The following is a 15336-nucleotide window of genomic DNA, read 5'->3' on the forward strand; positions in this document are numbered from 1 at the left end:
GACCGGTTAGGTTGGGCCCGTGAGATTGAGGCTTGAATTCACGACGGAGCCGTTCGACCTCGACGAGGCCCCCGGCCATGCGCTGGTGGCCCGCGAGGTCGTCGAGACGGCGAATCTGGACGCGGTGGACGTCGGACCGTTCGGCAACACCGCGGAAGGCTCTCCCGAGGCGGTGGTCGCCGCGGTGGCGGAGCTGCTCCGGCGCACCCTCGCGGCGGGCGCCACTCGGGTCTCGCTTCAGGTGAACGTCATCGGGGAGGGCGATAAGTGACCGCAACCGGGGGGCACCCGTTCGCCGAGGCGGTCAAGCCGCTGGTGGACGCCATGGGAGCCGAGATGGTCGCGCCCGATCAGGCGCGGGGCGATGATGTGGTGCTCAGCTGGGAGGGCGAGGACGTGGTCGCGGTCCGGCTCCCCCATCTGGCCGATTCGCTCGATCACATTCTGGCCGACCTCCAACGCCGGCACGGAACGCTGTCCGAGCTGGACCGCAAGGACAAGCAGGGTGTGGTCAGGATCCTCGAGGAGCGCGGCGCATTCTCCGTGCGGCACGGGGTCGAGACGGTCGCTTCCGCCCTGGGCGTGAGCCGCTTCACCGTCTACAACTACCTGAACAGGGAGAACGCCGCGAAGGCCGCCGAGTGATCATCGGGGGACCTCGCCGGCAACCTCACGGCCACCTTTTGTTACGGGAAGTTTTCAACAAAGTGTTGACGTGGCCGGATCCCGGCTCGTAGCTTGCGGCTGTGACTTCCAGCGCTTCGCCGGGCCTCGCCCGGCTCAACTCAGCCACCGCGTCCGACGCGGCCGGACTGCTGCACGAGGTGTGCGCCAGCCGGTCGTGGGGCGCGGCGGTGATCGCCGGCCGGCCGTACCAGGACCTCGGCGCACTCTTCGCGGCGAGCGACGCGGCCATGGCGGGACTGACCGCCGACGACCTCGGCGAGGCGATGGCCGGACACCCGCCGATCGGCCGCCCCAAGCCGGGCGACCCGACCTCGGAGCGGGAGCAGAGCGGCGTCCAGGAATCCGTCCGCGAAGAGCTCCTGCAGCTCAATCTCGCGTACCAGGACGCCCACGGACATGTCTTCCTGATCTGCGCCACCGGCCGTACCGGTGACCAGATGCTGGCCGCCCTCAAGGAGCGGATCGGCAACGACGCGGACACCGAACGTGAGATCGTCCGCGCCGAACTGGGAAAGATCAACCGTATCCGGCTGACCCGCCTCGCAGAAGAAGGAGACCCGGCATGACGGAGACCTCCGTGTCCACGCACATCCTGGACACCAGCGTCGGCCGCCCCGCCGAGGGCGTCCCCGTGGAACTGTCGGTCCGCAAGGGCATCGACGACCTGTGGGCACCGCACGGCGTCTCCAAGACCGACGCCGACGGCCGCTGCAAGGATCTGCCGGCCCTGCCGGAGGGCACCACCCACGTACGGCTCGACTTCGCGGTCGAGCAGTACTTCTCAGGTTTCACCAGCACGTCTTCCACCAGCACAGCCATCTCAGCCGAGGCACAGCAGGACGCCCCCCGCGTAAGGGACAGCGGCGCTTTCTTCCCGGAGGTGGCGATCACTTTCGCCGTCGAACCGGGTGAGCACTACCACGTACCGCTGCTGCTCAACCCGTTCGGCTACTCCGTATACCGAGGGAGCTAGCACCGACATGCCCACGATTCTCGGCCAGAACCAGTACGGCAAAGCGGAAAACCGCGTCGTCAGGATCACCCGTGATGGCGACACCCATCACATCAAGGACCTCAACGTCTCCGTCGCCCTGTCCGGCGACATGGAGGACGTGCACTACTCCGGCAGCAACGCGAACGTCCTGCCGACCGACACCACCAAGAACACCGTGTACGCCTTCGCGAAGGAATACGGGATCGAGTCGGCCGAGCAGTTCGGCATCCACCTGGCGCGGCACTTCGTGACCAGCCAGGAGCCGATCAAGATCGCGCGGATCCGGATCGAGGAGTACAGCTGGGAGCGCATCGCGACGTCCGACGCCAGCTCCCGGTTCATCGGGGCCGACGAGGTCAACCACTCCTTCGCGCGCACCAACCAGCAGACCCGCACCACCCAGATCACCTTCGACGGTGAGAAGTGGGAGGTCATCTCGGGTCTGAAGGACCTCAAGGTCATGAACTCCACCAACTCGGAGTTCTGGGGCTACGTCAAGGACAAGTACACGACCCTCAAGGAAGCGTACGACCGCATCCTGTGCACCGAGGTGTCGGCCAAGTGGCGCTTCAACTGGTCCAGCGACGACGAGCGCATGCCCAACTGGGAGAAGTCCTTCGAGCAGACGCGCAAGCACATGCTCCAGGCGTTCGCCGAGACCTACAGCCTCTCCCTCCAGCAGACGCTGTACCAGATGGGCTCGCGCATCATCAACAGCCGTTCGGAGATCGACGAGATCCGCTTCTCGCTCCCGAACAGCCACCACTTCCTGGTGGACCTCGAACCGTTCGGCCTGAAGAACGACAATGAGGTGTATTTCGCCGCCGACCGGCCCTACGGCCTGATCGAGGGCACCGTCCTCCGTGACGGTGTCGAGGCGCGGATCCCGGTCGATCTCACCAACCTGTAGTACCTCTGCTGTATCCCCCGACGCGCGCGCCGGCGTCACGGTCCCCGCATCCGATGCGGGGACCAGGGGGAGAGCGGGGGCATCTGCGCAAGCAGCACTGCGGACCCGGTCGTCACCCCGCTCGACCCCCGGGTTCGTCCATCGAGAAGGAAGCAAGAGGGACTGCCATGGCAGCACCGCGCATCGTCATCGAGAACTGCGCTATCGCCACCGTGGACGCGAACGACACCGAGTACGCCTCGGGCCATGTCGTCATCGCGGGCAACCGCATCGAGTCGGTAGGCGCCGGCGCTGCCCCCCAGGGTCTGGAGAACGTGGTCCGCCGCGTCGACGGCACCGGCCATCTGGTCACCCCGGGCCTGGTCAACACCCACCACCACTTCTACCAGTGGCTCACCCGGGGTCTCGCCCAGGACAGCAACCTCTTCAACTGGCTCGTCGAGCTGTACCCGACCTGGGCGCGCATCGACGAGGAGATGGTCTACGCGGCCGCGCAGGGCTCCCTGGCGATGATGGCCCGCGGCGGTGTGACCACCGCGATGGACCACCACTACGTCTTCCCCAAGGGCGCGGGCGACCTCCTCGGCGCCGAGATCCGCGCCGCCAAGGAGATGGGCGTCCGCTTCACCGCCGCCCGCGGCTCCATGGACCGCGGCCAGTCGGACGGCGGCCTGCCGCCGGACTTCGCCGTCGAGACCCTCGAAGGCGCGCTGGCCGCGACCGAGGAGGCCATCGACAAGCACCACGACGCCTCGTTCGACTCGATGCTGCACATCGCCGTCGCGCCCTGCTCCCCCTTCTCCGTCTCCACCGACCTGATGCGGGAGGGCGCGCTGCTGGCCCGCCGCAAGGGCGTACGCCTGCACACCCACGGCTCGGAGACCGTCGAGGAGGAGAAGTTCTGCCATGAACTCTTCGGCATGGGCCCGACCGACTACTTCGAGTCCACCGGCTGGCTCGGCGACGACGTGTGGATGGCGCACTGCGTCCACATGAACGACTCCGACATCGCCGCCTTCGCCCGGACGAAGACCGGCGTGGCGCACTGCCCGTCCTCCAACGCCCGCCTCGCGGCCGGCATCGCCCGCGTCCCCGACATGCTCGCCTCCGGCGTCCCGGTCGGCCTCGGCGTGGACGGCACCGCCTCCAACGAGTCCGGCGAGCTGCACACCGAACTGCGCAACGCGCTCCTCATCAACCGCCTCGGCGGCGGTGAGAAGGCGCTCAACACCCGCCAGGCGCTGCGGCTGGGCACCTACGGCGGTGCGCAGGTGCTCGGCCGCGCCGACCAGATCGGCTCCATCGAGGCCGGCAAGCTCGCCGACCTGGTGCTGTGGAAGGTCGACGGCATCGGCCACTCCTCCATCGCCGACCCGGTCGCCGCGCTGGTGATGGGAGCGGCCGCCCCGGTCACCCTGTCGCTCATCAACGGCAAGCCGGTCGTGGAGAACAGCAGACTCACCACGGTCGACGAGGACGCCATCGCGCGTCTCACCCGGGCCCAGGCCCAGCGCCTCGCGAAGATCGCCGGCCTCGTCTGACCCACCCAGAGCAACCGGTCAGGGAGGGACGGCCCCTGACCGGCCGCTGGATCCCGCGCTCGCGCGGGTTCCGGCAGCGCCGCCCCCGGACCGTGGACCACGGTCGGTCCCGGACTCCCCGGGGGCGGCGTTTTTCGTACCCGCTCATACCCCTCTGCTTGATGGTTTGACCCCGTACATGCACCCCGTACACGCACCCCGTACATGCACCTCCCTGAAACCCGCAGTGCGCTTCGCGTAACCGACAGGAGGAACCGTGGTCGCTCAATCCGTGGAACCCGCAGAGCCCGCCGAGCCCGTAGAACCCGTAGAAGTCCCCGTGCACGCCGCGCATCCCGTGGACCAGACCCTGCCCGCCGGCAAGCTCATCACCAGCGGCCTGCAGCACGTCGCCGCGATGTACGCGGGTGTGGTGGCGCCGCCGCTCGTGGTCGGGGCCGGGATAGGTCTCTCCACCGCTGACATCACCTTCCTCATGGGCGCCAGCCTCTTCACCGCGGGTCTCGCCACCCTGCTCCAGACCCTCGGCATCTGGAAGATCGGCGCCCGGCTGCCCTTCGTCAACGGCGTCTCCTTCGCCGGGGTGGCCCCGATGCTCGCCATCGGCAAATCCGCGGCGCCGGGGCACGCGCTGCCCGTCATCTACGGCGCGGTGATCGTCGCCGGGGTGCTGGGATTCATCCTCGCCCCGTACTTCTGCAAGCTCATCCGCTTCTTCCCGCCGGTCGTCACCGGCTCGGTGATCACGCTGATCGGCCTGTCCCTGCTGCCGGTCGCCATCAACTGGTCACAGGGCGGCGTGGCCAGCTCGCCCGACTACGCGTCGACCTCCAACATCGCGCTCGCCGCCGCGACGCTGGCCATCGTCCTGGTACTGCGCCGGGTGCTCACCGGCTTCCTGCAGCAGGTCGCCATCCTCATCGGCCTGGTGCTCGGCACACTGCTCGCCATCCCGATGGGCAAGTCCGATTTCAGCTCGATCGGCGACGCGGGCCTGGTCGGTTTCCCCGACCCGTTCCACTTCGGGGCGCCCGAGTTCCAGATCGCGGCCATCATCTCGATGTGCGTGGTCATGCTGGTCTGCATGACGGAGTCGACCGCCGACATCCTCGCCCTCGGCAAGATCGTCGACAAGCCGGCCGACGAGAAGATGCTCGCCGCCGGCATCCGCGCCGACGCGCTCGGCTCGGCCATCAGCCCGGTCTTCAACGGCTTCATGGCCAGCGCCTTCGCGCAGAACATCGGCCTCGTCGCCATCACCAAGGTCCGCAGCCGTTTCGTCGTCGCCGCGGGCGGCGGCATCCTCATCCTGCTCGGCCTGTGCCCGGCGCTGGCCTCCGTCATCGCCCTCGTCCCGCAGCCCGTGCTGGGCGGTGCCGGTCTCGTCCTCTTCGGCTCGGTCGCCGCCAGCGGTATCAAGACCCTCACCGAGGCGGACCTCTCCGACGGGAACAACCTGCTGATCGTGGCCGCCGCGCTCGGCGTCGGCATCATCCCGGTCGTCTCGAACACCTTCTACGAGCACTTCAACGACCATCTGAAGATCATCCTCGACTCCGGCATCAGCACCGGGTGCCTGGTCGCGGTCGTCCTCAACCTCGCCTTCAACCACCTGGGCCGCAAGCCGGCGGCGGAACCGTCCGCACCGGGCGAACCGGCCGAACCGGCGCAACCCGCAGCGGAGTCCCGGTCCGTGCCGGTGCACTGACGTCACGCCGCAAGCGGGAGGGCGGCCTAGATCCTCCCCGGCCGCCCCTCCGCATGTCAGGATGTGCCGGTCGTGGCATGCGGAGGGGGACGCAATGAATGAGTCGGGTCGGGTCGAGGCGTTCAGCGACGGGGTGTTCGCCATCGCGATCACCCTGCTGGTGCTGGAGATCAAGGTGCCGCCGCACGCGGACGGGAACCTGTGGTCGGCGCTCGGCCGCATGTGGCCGTCGTACGCGGCGTACGCGGTGACCTTCCTGGTCATCGGCATCATGTGGGTCAACCACCACACGGTCTTCGGCTTCATCGCGCACGTGGACCGTGCGCTGCTCTTCCTCAATCTGCTGCTGCTGATGGGCGTCGCCGCGCTGCCCTGGCCGGCCGCGCTGATGGCCGAGTATCTGCGCAGCGGCCATGCCTCGCACGCGGCCGCGGCCGTCTACAGCGGTTTCATGGTCGCGCACGCGCTGACGTTCCAGGCGGTGTGGTGGCATCTGACGAAGACCGGTCACCTCTTCGACAGCCGGGTCGACGTGGCCGCCGCGCGTGCCACCCGGTGGCGGTTCGCGGTCGGCACCGTCGTCTACCCGATCACGGTCGGACTGGCCTTCGTCTCCGCCCCTCTCACCCTCGCCGTCCATGGACTGCTGGCCGTCTACTACGCCTTCAACCAGGTTCCGGTGCCGACCCGGGCCGCCGCCTGAGGCTGCCCGGCCGGCCACACCCCCCGCCGGTCACATCCCCATCCGGTCACACCCCCAGCCGCTCGCGCAGCCTGCGGCTGCCCAGGATGAGCGCGGCGCCGGCGAGCAGCGCCGGGATGCCCAGCGCCAGGTAGTAACCCGCCCCCGGGGTGCTGGTCTTGGACAGCTGAACGGCATGCCCGCCGACGCCCGCGCCGAGGGCAGCGGCGAGCCAGAAGAGGCCGATCATCTGGCTGACGAACGTCCTGGGCGCCACCTCGGTGGTGACGCTCATGCCCACCGGGGCGAGCGCCACCTCGCCGCACGCCTGGAGCGCGTACGCAGCCACCAGCCACAGCGGGGACACCCGGTGGCCGTCGGAGGCGACCACCGTGGCCAGCGCCATCAGGAGCAGACTCAGCCCCATCAGGCCCAGCCCGATGCCGAACTTGGCCGGCGCGGCGAGCCGGTCGCCCAGCCGGAGCCACAGCCAGGCGGAGACCGGCGCGGCGGCGAGGATGAACAGCGGTACCGCCGCCTGGAACCAGCTGGCGGGCACCGTGAAGCCGCCGATGGTCCGGTCCGTCTGTACCTTCGCGAACAGGCTGAGCACCGTGCCGCCCTGGATGTAGAGCATCCAGAAGAACGCGGCCGACAGGAAGAGCCAGATGTACGCCCGGATCCGCTCCCGCTCGCGCGCGGTCACCACCGGATTGCGCAGCAGCCGCCGGAAGCAGACCACCGGCAGGACGATGGAGAGCAGCCCGCCCAGCGCCAGCGCATGACGCAGTTGGAAGGTGCCGGCGGCGGCGTCGGCGCCGAACACCACGGTCACCACGGTCACGGCGACGGCGGTGCGCCGGGTCACCCGGCGGCGTTCCTCCGGGGTGGCCGGGCGTTCAGGGCGTTGCCCGATGTCCCCGAAGTACTTGGTGCCGCGCACGAATTGGGCCAGCCCGAGGATCATGCCCACGGCGGCCGCGCCGAAGCCCAGATGCCATTCGACGGATTCGCCGAGCGCGCCGCACACGATCGGCGCGGCGACGGCGCTGACCTGGATGCTCATATAGAAGATCGCGAATCCGGCGTCCCGTTCCGCCCGGGATTCACGCGCGTAGCAGGCGGCCAGCACCGTAGCCAGATTCGGTTTCAGCAGACCGGTGCCGGCGGCGATGAGGGCCATGCCGATATAGACGGACGGCACCGTAGGCAGCGCCATCGAGCAGTGGCCGAGCGCGATGAGGACGCCGCCGTAGAGCGTCGCCCGGCGCGCTCCGAGGATCCGGTCACCGAGCCAGCCGCCGGGGACCGAGGCGAGGAAGACCGACGCCAGATAGACGCCGAAGAGCGCGGTGGCGGTGTCCTCCGACAGGCCGAGACCGCCTTCGGCCTTGGAAGCGGAGGCGTAGAGAAACAGGATCGCGGCCATCCCGTAGAAGCTGAAGCGCTCCCACATGTCCAGGCCGAAGAGCGTGGTGAACCAGCGCGGCCGGCCCAGGAAGGTACCGCCGAGAGGGCCGGCGGTCTCCTCTCCCGCAGTGACCGTCGTGGTCGGCGCCGCCATGGGACCTCCTCCGGGGCAGGGCCGGGCGGAGGCGCGGCCACTGTGTCCAGCGAGGTTGCCAGCGCCCGATCGGGGACGGCTCAAGAACGTTTGAGCCTCCCCGGCCCGACCTGATCCGGCCCGACCCGGCGCGGCCCGGCGCGGACCCCGGGGGGAGCGCGCGTCACAGCCCCCGGTACATGATGTGCAGGCCGACATAGCCCTCTTCCGGATGCAGGAAGCCCTCCGGGATCGTGCCGAGCACCGCGAAGCCGAGCGACTCGTACAGGCCGACGGCCCGGACGTTCGAGGCCACGACGGCGTTGAACTGCATCCCGCGGTACCCCTGGGCGCGGGCCCAGCGCAGGGTCTCCTCGGCCAGTGCCCGGCCGGTGCCGTGTCCCGAGTGCTCGGGGGCGACCATGAAGCTCGCGCTGGAGATATGGGCGGAACCGCCCATGTGATTGGGGTTCATCTTCGCGGTGCCGAGGACTTTGCCGTCCTCGTCCACGGCGACGACGGTGCGCGAAGGAGCCCGCAGCATCCACATGTCGCGCGCGACGTCCTCGGACAGATCGCGGGGGTAGGTGAAGGTGTCCCCGCGGGCCACGATGCCGTGCAGGAACGGCCAGATCGCGGACCAGTCGCCAGGGGTCACATCTCTGATGAGCATGACGGACAGCATGGAGTGCGGGGCGGCCGAACGCCACTGGATTTCGGCCGCCCCCTGGTGCCGCCCCGAGGTCAGACCGGGTGCACGGTCCCCGCGTAGCGCTGCGCGAAGCGGGTACCAGTACCGGCCGTGGCGGTGATGTCGTAACGCCCCTGGCTGGTGGGCCACAGGATCTCGCCGCTCTGGCCCGGGTCCACCCAGGCGGTGCGGGCGGCGCCACCGAAGTCGTTCGGGGCGACGGTGAACAGGACGGGCTCCCTGCCGTCGTTCGTGAGGGTCAGCGCGACGGAGGTGCCGCGCAGGGCGGCGCGTACGGACGGCACGGCCACATCGTCCTGGCCGGCCGGGACGACGGTGCCGGCGAAGCGCCGGACGAACCCGTCGGCGCCGTGGACGGTGAAGTCGTAGCGGCCGTCGGTGTGCGATGCGTCCCAGGTGTAGATGGCGGTCGCGCCCGGCGCCACGGTGAACGGCGTTCCGGAGAAGGCCAGTTCGATGTTCGGGTACACGGTGTAGTGGAAGGCCGCGGAGCCGGTGTTGGCCAGTGTGCAGCTGACCTTGCCGCTGGAACGGTCGACGACGGCGTCCGCCCAGGGCCGGTAGGGCAGCAGCCGGTGGGGGCGCCGGCCCGGCTCCTGGGACGGCATGCTCTGCGCGCCGGTGGCGGGCAGCTTCACCGCCGGCAGCGACTTGTTGGCGTCGGCCTTGGCCATCAGCGCGACGGTGTCCGGCAGCACGGGGATCGAATAGTCCGGGCTGGTGAAGTCGAAGCAGCTGGTCAGGTCCCCGCAGACGGAGCGCCGCCAGGCGGAGATGTTCGGCTCCTGGACGCCGGTGACGACTTCGAGGAAACGCAGCACGGACGTGTGGTCGAAGACCTGGGAGTTGACGTAGCCACCGCGCGACCAGGGCGACACGGCCCACAGCGGTACGCGGTTGCCGAGCCCGATCGGACGCCCCTGGGCGAACTCCTCCGCCGTGCCGGATTCGGGAGCCGGCGGGACGACATGGTCGAAGTAGCCGTCGTTCTCGTCGTACATGACGAGGAAGACGGTGTTCTTCCAGACCTCGGGATTGGCCATCAGCGACCGCAGCGCCGTGTTCACGTAGTGCGCGCCGTAGTCGGGACTGGCGTCCGGGTGCTCGCAGAACAGATACGGCGCGACCAGCCAGGACACGGTCGGCAGGGTGCCGTCCTTGCAGTGCTGGTCGAAGGCGGTGAGATCCCACTTGGTCATGGCGTTGACGTAACGGGGGTCGTCCGCCGCGAACTTGTGGAACTGCGAGAAGTAGGCGAGCGCGTTGTCGTCGTAGTCCCCGTACCGCTCGTCCAGGCTCGGGTTGTGGTAGACGCGCCAGCTCACGCCGTGGGCGGACAGCCGTTCGGCGTACGTCGTCCAGTCCGCGACCGGGTTCTCGGGCAGCGGGGTGTTGTCGATCCACGGGCCGGTGGTGCCGTCCTTGCCGGGGCCCGCCGTGCCTGACCAGAGATAGAGGCGGTTGGGGTCGGTGGGCCCGGCCATCGAGCAGAAGTACGCGTCGCAGAGGGTGAACGCGTCGGCGAGCGCGTACTGGAAGGGGATGTCCGCACGGGTGAAGTAGCCCATCGAGCGCTCGCCCTTGGCGGCGACCCATTTGTCCATGGCGCCGCCGTTGATGGCCTGGTGGCTGGTGCTCCAGTCGTGCGCGAGCCCGCCCGCGTTCTGGGCGTTGTACTTGGTGGTGTCCATCCGGAAGGGCAGCATCGCATTGCCGTCGCTGCGGCCCGCGTCGGGCTGCCGGAAGACGGAATCGCCGCCGGGGAAGACCAGCCCCTGCTTGTCGTCGAAGCCGCGCACCCCGTTCAGGGCGCCGAAGTAGTGGTCGAAGCTGCGGTTCTCCTGCATCAGGACCACGACGTGCTTCACATCGGCCGGAGTGCCGGAGGCCGTGGCGCCGGCCGTGGCGGACGCGGTGCCGGATGCGGTGCCGGATTCGGCGGCGGATTCGGCGGCGGCCGTCCCGGTGGCGCCGGGCAGCCCCACCGTGGCGGCCGCGCCGGCGGCAGCGGTGGCGCCCACGAAGGAACGGCGGCTCAGCGAGGTCATCGGGATTCCTTCGGGGTCGGAGCGGCCAGGGTGAGGGTCGCGACGGCGGCGGCGCTGTCGGAGGGCCAGCCGTTGGCGGCGGTGCCGGGAGCGGGCTGCGGCCAACCGGTGACCAGGGTGTGGGCCTCGACGAGCGTCAGCGGGCCCGCGAACTGGACCTGGTCGATACGGTCCTGCGGCTCCTGGCCGCTGCCGCGCACCTTGCGCACCGGCGACCAGGTGTTCCCCGGGTCCTTCAGTGGGTCGGGACGTGCGGCCCTGAAGGCGTCGGTGAGGCCCGCCTGCTGCAGCGCGACCGTGACCGGCCAGCGCACCGGACCCACCCCGCTGTGCTGCGCGGCGGTGGCCGCCGTCCAGTCCAGATGTGAGGGCGAGGCTAGCCCGGCGGCCAGCACCACCGGGGTTCCGGAGGCCAGATCGGCGTTCATCGCGGCGGTCAGCGCCTGCGTCTGCCGCAGCCGGACGCCCGACTGCTCGGCGGCCTCGGCCTGCGAGGCGGAACGGCCGTCCTGCACCGCGTAGGGGCCGTAGTCGCTCTCGTCGAGCTGCGCGGCCCACAGCCGCACGGTGTGGCCGGCGGCGAGCTGCACCGTGACGGCGGCGGCCGGCAGAGCGGTGGTCGGAGCCGTCACCCCGCTCAGCGGGTAGCGGCTGATGACGCCGAGGCTGCCGTTGGACTGGTACGACGACCAGCCCAGCGCGTCCGCGAGCGCCTTCGCGGCGCTGCCGCCGGTCTCCTGCAGGGCGACGATGTCCAGACCCTGGGTGAGGACGGTGCGCAGCTGCTTCTCCAGTGCGCCGTCGACATGGGTGCCCGCGTCCCACAGGTTCCAGGACGCCACCTTCAGCCGCTGAACGGCCGTGGGGTTGCGCACCGGTACCTGCACCGTGATGGTGTCGCTGCCGCCCGTGCTGTCCTTGACGGCGACGGTCAGCACTCCGGGCCGCGCGGGGGCGGTGGCGGGAGCGGTGCCGGTGACAGTGCCGTCCGCGCTGACGGACAGCCAGGAGTCACCGCCCGTCCGGCTGAATGCGGCACTGCCGGACGGGGTGCCCTGCGGACGGATCCACAGCCCGCCGAGCTTGACGGAGACGGCGCCGCCGGCGGTGACGGGCGCGGTGGTGAGCGCGTCGACCACGGCGTGCGGGCGCGGGACGGCCGGCTTGGGGCGGAACGAGAAGGCGGGGGTCTGCGCCAGGATGCCGTAGCCGTCCTTGGCCAGCAGATAGCCGGTGTAGGGGCCGCCGGTCAGGGTGGAGGTGTCGAGGACGACGTCCCCCGAAGCGCCGGGCACGTACTTCCACACGATCGAGGAGCCGGTGCCGGGCTGCCGGGCTCCGTCGTAGACGCCGACCCAGTTCTTGGCGTCCGGCGTGTCGGTGCTCCAGTGGAACGTGAGCCGGTCACCCTCACGGGGGTCGGCGGGGGAGGCGAGGGCGAGAGTACTGGGTGGCACGGGGGAGGTTCCTCTCCGCCCGGTGGGCACGCCAGCCTCACGGGCCGACCGGGCTGCACAAGTTGGCTGAACAACTTGGGCTATTCAGTCGGCCCGCGGCACACGCGTCAAGAACGCCGGATGGCCGGTGAAGGACGTCCGGCAGAACTCACGCCGGTGCTGTCAGGTCCAGTACGGAGGGGACTGCGGCAGTACGTCCGGAACCTCCGCCGGCGGTGCGGGCGCGGGCTTCGGGAAGCACTTGAACTCGAGCTTCTCCAGGGCGCGGACCATCTGGGCGGCACTGAAATCCCGGGGGTCCTGCCGGGTGATAATCGCCCCCACCTGCTTGACGGGGTAGGTGCGGTTTCCGATCTTCACAGACTCGCCGGTGATGGGTTCGGGCTTGATCCCGCTCATCTTCTGCTCCACCTCGCTTGCCTGCAGATAGAAGGAGACTCCAGCGATGGTGCAGCGGATCATCATGCCTCAGCAAGGGCAGAAGGGGTGTAACAGGTACTCCCACGTTGTCACATACCGGCACGATGGCACAGCTCCACCGGATAACGAAGCGGGCCCCGACCCGTGGGATCGGGGCCCGCCCGGCCATGTGCGCGGGTGTGGGAGCAGGTGTGAGGGCGGCTGTGGGGCGGGTGTCAGCCCAGCAGCTCGTAGGCCGGGAGAGTGAGGAAGTCGACGTACTCCTCGTCCAGCGCGGTCCGCAGCAGCAGGTCGTGCGCCTCGGTCCACTTGCCCGCCGCGAAGGCGTCGTCGCCGACCTCGGCGCGGATCGCGGCCAGCTCCTGCGTGGCGACGCGCCGGACCAGCTCGCGAGTGGCCCGCACCGCCTCCCCGTCGTGCTCGAGGACGACACCCGCGTTGATCCACTGCCAGATCTGCGAGCGGGAGATCTCCGCGGTGGCGGCGTCCTCCATGAGGTTGAAGATCGCGACGGCGCCCAGGCCGCGCAGCCACGCCTCGATGTAGCGGGTGCCGACCTGCACCGCGCTCACCAGGCCCTCGTAGGTCGGTTTGGCGTCCAGCGAGTCGATGGCCAGCAGCTGGCCACTGGTGACGTGGACGTCCTCGCGCAGCCGCTCCTTCTGGTTCGGCCGGTCGCCGAGGACCGCGTCGAAGGAGGCGCGGGCGATCGGCACCAGGTCCGGGTGGGCGACCCAGGAGCCGTCGAAGCCGTCGCCGGCCTCGCGGTCCTTGTCGGCCTTGACCTTCTCGAAGGCGACCTTGTTGACCGCGGCGTCGCGGCGCGAGGGGATGAACGCGGCCATGCCGCCGATCGCGTGCGCGCCGCGCTTGTGGCAGGTGCGGACCAGCAGTTCGGTGTAGGCGCGCATGAAGGGCGCCGTCATGGTGATCGCGTTGCGGTCCGGCAGGACGAACTTCTCGCCGCCGTCGCGGAAGTTCTTCACGATGGAGAAGAGATAGTCCCAGCGGCCGGCGTTCAGGCCCGCGGCGTGGTCGCGCAGCTCGTAGAGGATCTCCTCCATCTCGAACGCGGCGGTGATCGTTTCGATGAGGACGGTCGCGCGGACGGTGCCCTGCGGGATGCCCGCATAGTCCTGCGAGAAGACGAAGATCTCGTTCCACAGCCGCGCTTCGAGGTGCGACTCGGTCTTGGGCAGGTAGAAGTACGGACCCTTGCCCTTGGCGATCAGGCGCTTCGCGTTGTGGAAGAAGTACAGCCCGAAGTCGACGAAGGCGCCGGGAACGGCCTCGCCGTCGACGGTGAGGTGCCGCTCCTCCAGATGCCAGCCGCGCGGGCGCATCACGACGGTGGCCAGTTCGGCCTCGGCCTTGAGCGCGTACGACTTGCCCTGAGCGGTCGAGAAGTCGATCCGCCGCTCATAGGCGTCGATCAGGTTGATCTGCCCGCTGACGACGTTCTCCCAGGTGGGAGCCGAGGCGTCCTCGAAGTCGGCGAGCCAGACCCTGGCGCCTGAGTTCAGCGCGTTGATCGTCATCTTGCGGTCGGTGGGACCGGTGATCTCGACGCGCCGGTCGTTGAGCGCGGCCGGGGCCGGAGCCACCTGCCAGTCTCCCGCGCGGACATGTGCGGTGTCCGCGAGGAAGTCCAGGGTGGCGGTACGGGCGATCTCGGCGCGGCGCTCCTTGCGGAGCGCGAGCAATTCGGCTCGGCGCGGGGCGAAGCGTCGGTGCAGCTCGGCGATGAAGGTCAGAGCCTGCTGCGTCAGCACCTCCTCCGCGCGGGGGACGGGGGCTGCGTCGCCGGCGACGACGGCCGCCGAGGACGGCACTGCTGCGGACATGACTGACTCCTCTAGGGGACAAAGGGTGCTGGGCGCCGCCGGGTCGAGACCCTGGCACGGAGTGCCGGGTCGTACCGGGATAGGGGCGATTCTGCAAGGTGGAGCATAGTATCCGCATTGCGGAAGATCAACGTTTTGTGGCACGCGGTGCAGCGGACGTCCCGGCGGGCTTCAGAAGGTGCAGGTCATCAGGGGTATCGATATCGGCGGGGTCGGCGACGTCACCGCACTCGACGAGCGTGAGCGCCTCCCTGTGGAGTTTCAGGTAGTCACGGGCCCCCTGATCGCCCGACGCGCCGTCCGCGATGCCGGCCCAGCGCTCCGCGCCGAACAGCACCGGATGGCCGCGCCGCCCGCCGTACGAGGCCGCCGCCAGGCTCGACGGGGACCGGTACGCGGAGATCACCCGGGCGATCGCCGCGGCGCCGATCCCCGGCTGGTCCACCAGCGCCACCACGACCCCCTGCACGCCCGTGCCCGCCAGCGACCGCAGGCCCGCGCGCAGCGACGAGCCCATGCCGTCGGCCCAGTCCGGGTTGTCGGCCAGCACACAGTCCGCCAGATCGGCCCGCTCTCGGACCTCGGCCGCCGCCGCCCCGAGCACGACGTGCACCGGTCCGCAGCCGGCCTCGCGCAGCCCGCGTACCGCGTGCTCGACGAGCGGGCGGCCCGCGTACTCCAGCAGCGCCTTCGGGCGGCCGCCCAGCCGCCGCCCGCCGCCCGCCGCGAGCAGCAGGCCGGCGATAGCGGGAAGGGTCGCGTCGTCGCTCGGTGCGATGGGTTTCATGGT

At 70.0% G+C, this 15336-nt stretch carries 15 protein-coding genes; 8 read left to right on the forward strand and 7 right to left on the reverse strand.

The features are described 5' to 3' along the window. The first annotated feature begins 19 nt into the window (after positions 1 to 19). The 8 genes from QMK24_RS04240 (at position 20) to QMK24_RS04275 (ending at position 6543) form a co-directional block, all read left to right on the forward strand. A complete protein-coding gene (locus QMK24_RS04240; RefSeq protein WP_283463727.1) occupies positions 20 to 271 on the forward strand; it encodes a hypothetical protein in 252 nt (83 codons plus the stop codon). A 53-nt stretch (positions 272 to 324) separates the two neighbouring features. Then, a complete protein-coding gene (locus tag QMK24_RS04245; RefSeq protein WP_283463869.1) occupies positions 325 to 645 on the forward strand; it encodes a helix-turn-helix domain-containing protein in 321 nt (106 codons plus the stop codon). Positions 646 to 746: 101 nt separating this feature from the next. Then, positions 747 to 1253, forward strand: a complete 507-nt coding sequence (gene uraD, locus QMK24_RS04250; RefSeq protein WP_283463729.1) for a 2-oxo-4-hydroxy-4-carboxy-5-ureidoimidazoline decarboxylase — start codon at positions 747 to 749, stop codon at positions 1251 to 1253. Beyond that, positions 1250 to 1660, forward strand: coding sequence for a hydroxyisourate hydrolase (uraH, locus tag QMK24_RS04255; RefSeq protein WP_283463731.1), 411 nt, complete (start codon positions 1250 to 1252; stop codon positions 1658 to 1660). The genes uraD and uraH overlap by 4 nt, the downstream gene beginning before the upstream one ends. 7 nt (positions 1661 to 1667) lie before the next feature. Beyond that, positions 1668 to 2591, forward strand: coding sequence for a factor-independent urate hydroxylase (gene pucL / locus QMK24_RS04260; RefSeq protein WP_283463733.1), 924 nt, complete (start codon positions 1668 to 1670; stop codon positions 2589 to 2591). 167 nt (positions 2592 to 2758) lie between these two features. After that, positions 2759 to 4132 (forward strand): 8-oxoguanine deaminase, encoded by a 1374-nt coding sequence (locus QMK24_RS04265; protein WP_283463734.1) that lies wholly within the window; start codon positions 2759 to 2761, stop codon positions 4130 to 4132. Positions 4133 to 4403: 271 nt separating this feature from the next. Beyond that, entirely contained in the window at positions 4404 to 5840 is a 1437-nt protein-coding gene (locus QMK24_RS04270) for a nucleobase:cation symporter-2 family protein (RefSeq protein WP_283463870.1), read from the forward strand. Between the two features lie 94 nt (positions 5841 to 5934). After that, the gene (locus QMK24_RS04275) at positions 5935 to 6543 is read left to right on the forward strand and encodes a TMEM175 family protein (protein WP_283463735.1); all 609 of its coding nucleotides are present in this window, start codon (positions 5935 to 5937) and stop codon (positions 6541 to 6543) included. A 46-nt stretch (positions 6544 to 6589) separates the two neighbouring features. Here QMK24_RS04275 and QMK24_RS04280 read toward each other — a convergent pair whose 3' ends face one another. The 7 genes from QMK24_RS04280 to QMK24_RS04310 form a co-directional block, all read right to left on the reverse strand. After that, positions 6590 to 8086 carry a peptide MFS transporter gene (locus QMK24_RS04280; protein WP_283463736.1) on the reverse strand — a complete coding sequence of 499 codons (1497 nt, stop codon included), beginning with the start codon at positions 8084 to 8086 and terminating at the stop codon, positions 6590 to 6592. Between the two features lie 163 nt (positions 8087 to 8249). Next, positions 8250 to 8738: a GNAT family N-acetyltransferase gene (locus tag QMK24_RS04285; protein WP_283463737.1), complete on the reverse strand. Its 489-nt coding sequence runs from the start codon at positions 8736 to 8738 to the stop codon at positions 8250 to 8252. 71 nt (positions 8739 to 8809) lie between these two features. Next, entirely contained in the window at positions 8810 to 10825 is a 2016-nt protein-coding gene (locus QMK24_RS04290) for a phosphocholine-specific phospholipase C (RefSeq protein ID WP_283463738.1), read from the reverse strand. Further along, positions 10822 to 12282 (reverse strand): endonuclease/exonuclease/phosphatase family protein, encoded by a 1461-nt coding sequence (locus QMK24_RS04295; RefSeq protein ID WP_283463739.1) that lies wholly within the window; start codon positions 12280 to 12282, stop codon positions 10822 to 10824. Before QMK24_RS04295 ends, QMK24_RS04290 begins: the two co-directional genes overlap by 4 nt. Before the next feature lie 162 nt (positions 12283 to 12444). After that, on the reverse strand, positions 12445 to 12747 hold the full coding sequence (locus QMK24_RS04300; protein ID WP_285369838.1) for an SCO5918 family protein: 303 nt from the start codon (positions 12745 to 12747) through the stop codon (positions 12445 to 12447). A gap of 170 nt (positions 12748 to 12917) precedes the next feature. Beyond that, positions 12918 to 14546, reverse strand: coding sequence for a malate synthase A (gene aceB, locus QMK24_RS04305; RefSeq protein WP_283463740.1), 1629 nt, complete (start codon positions 14544 to 14546; stop codon positions 12918 to 12920). Between the two features lie 127 nt (positions 14547 to 14673). Further along, positions 14674 to 15333, reverse strand: a complete 660-nt coding sequence (locus QMK24_RS04310) for a nucleotidyltransferase family protein (RefSeq protein WP_283463741.1) — start codon at positions 15331 to 15333, stop codon at positions 14674 to 14676. Positions 15334 to 15336: the final 3 nt, after the last annotated feature.

Origin of the sequence: Streptomyces sp. PH10-H1 (genome assembly GCF_030063355.1) — a bacterium.
In the GTDB taxonomy this organism is placed as follows: Bacteria; Actinomycetota; Actinomycetes; order Streptomycetales; family Streptomycetaceae; genus Actinacidiphila.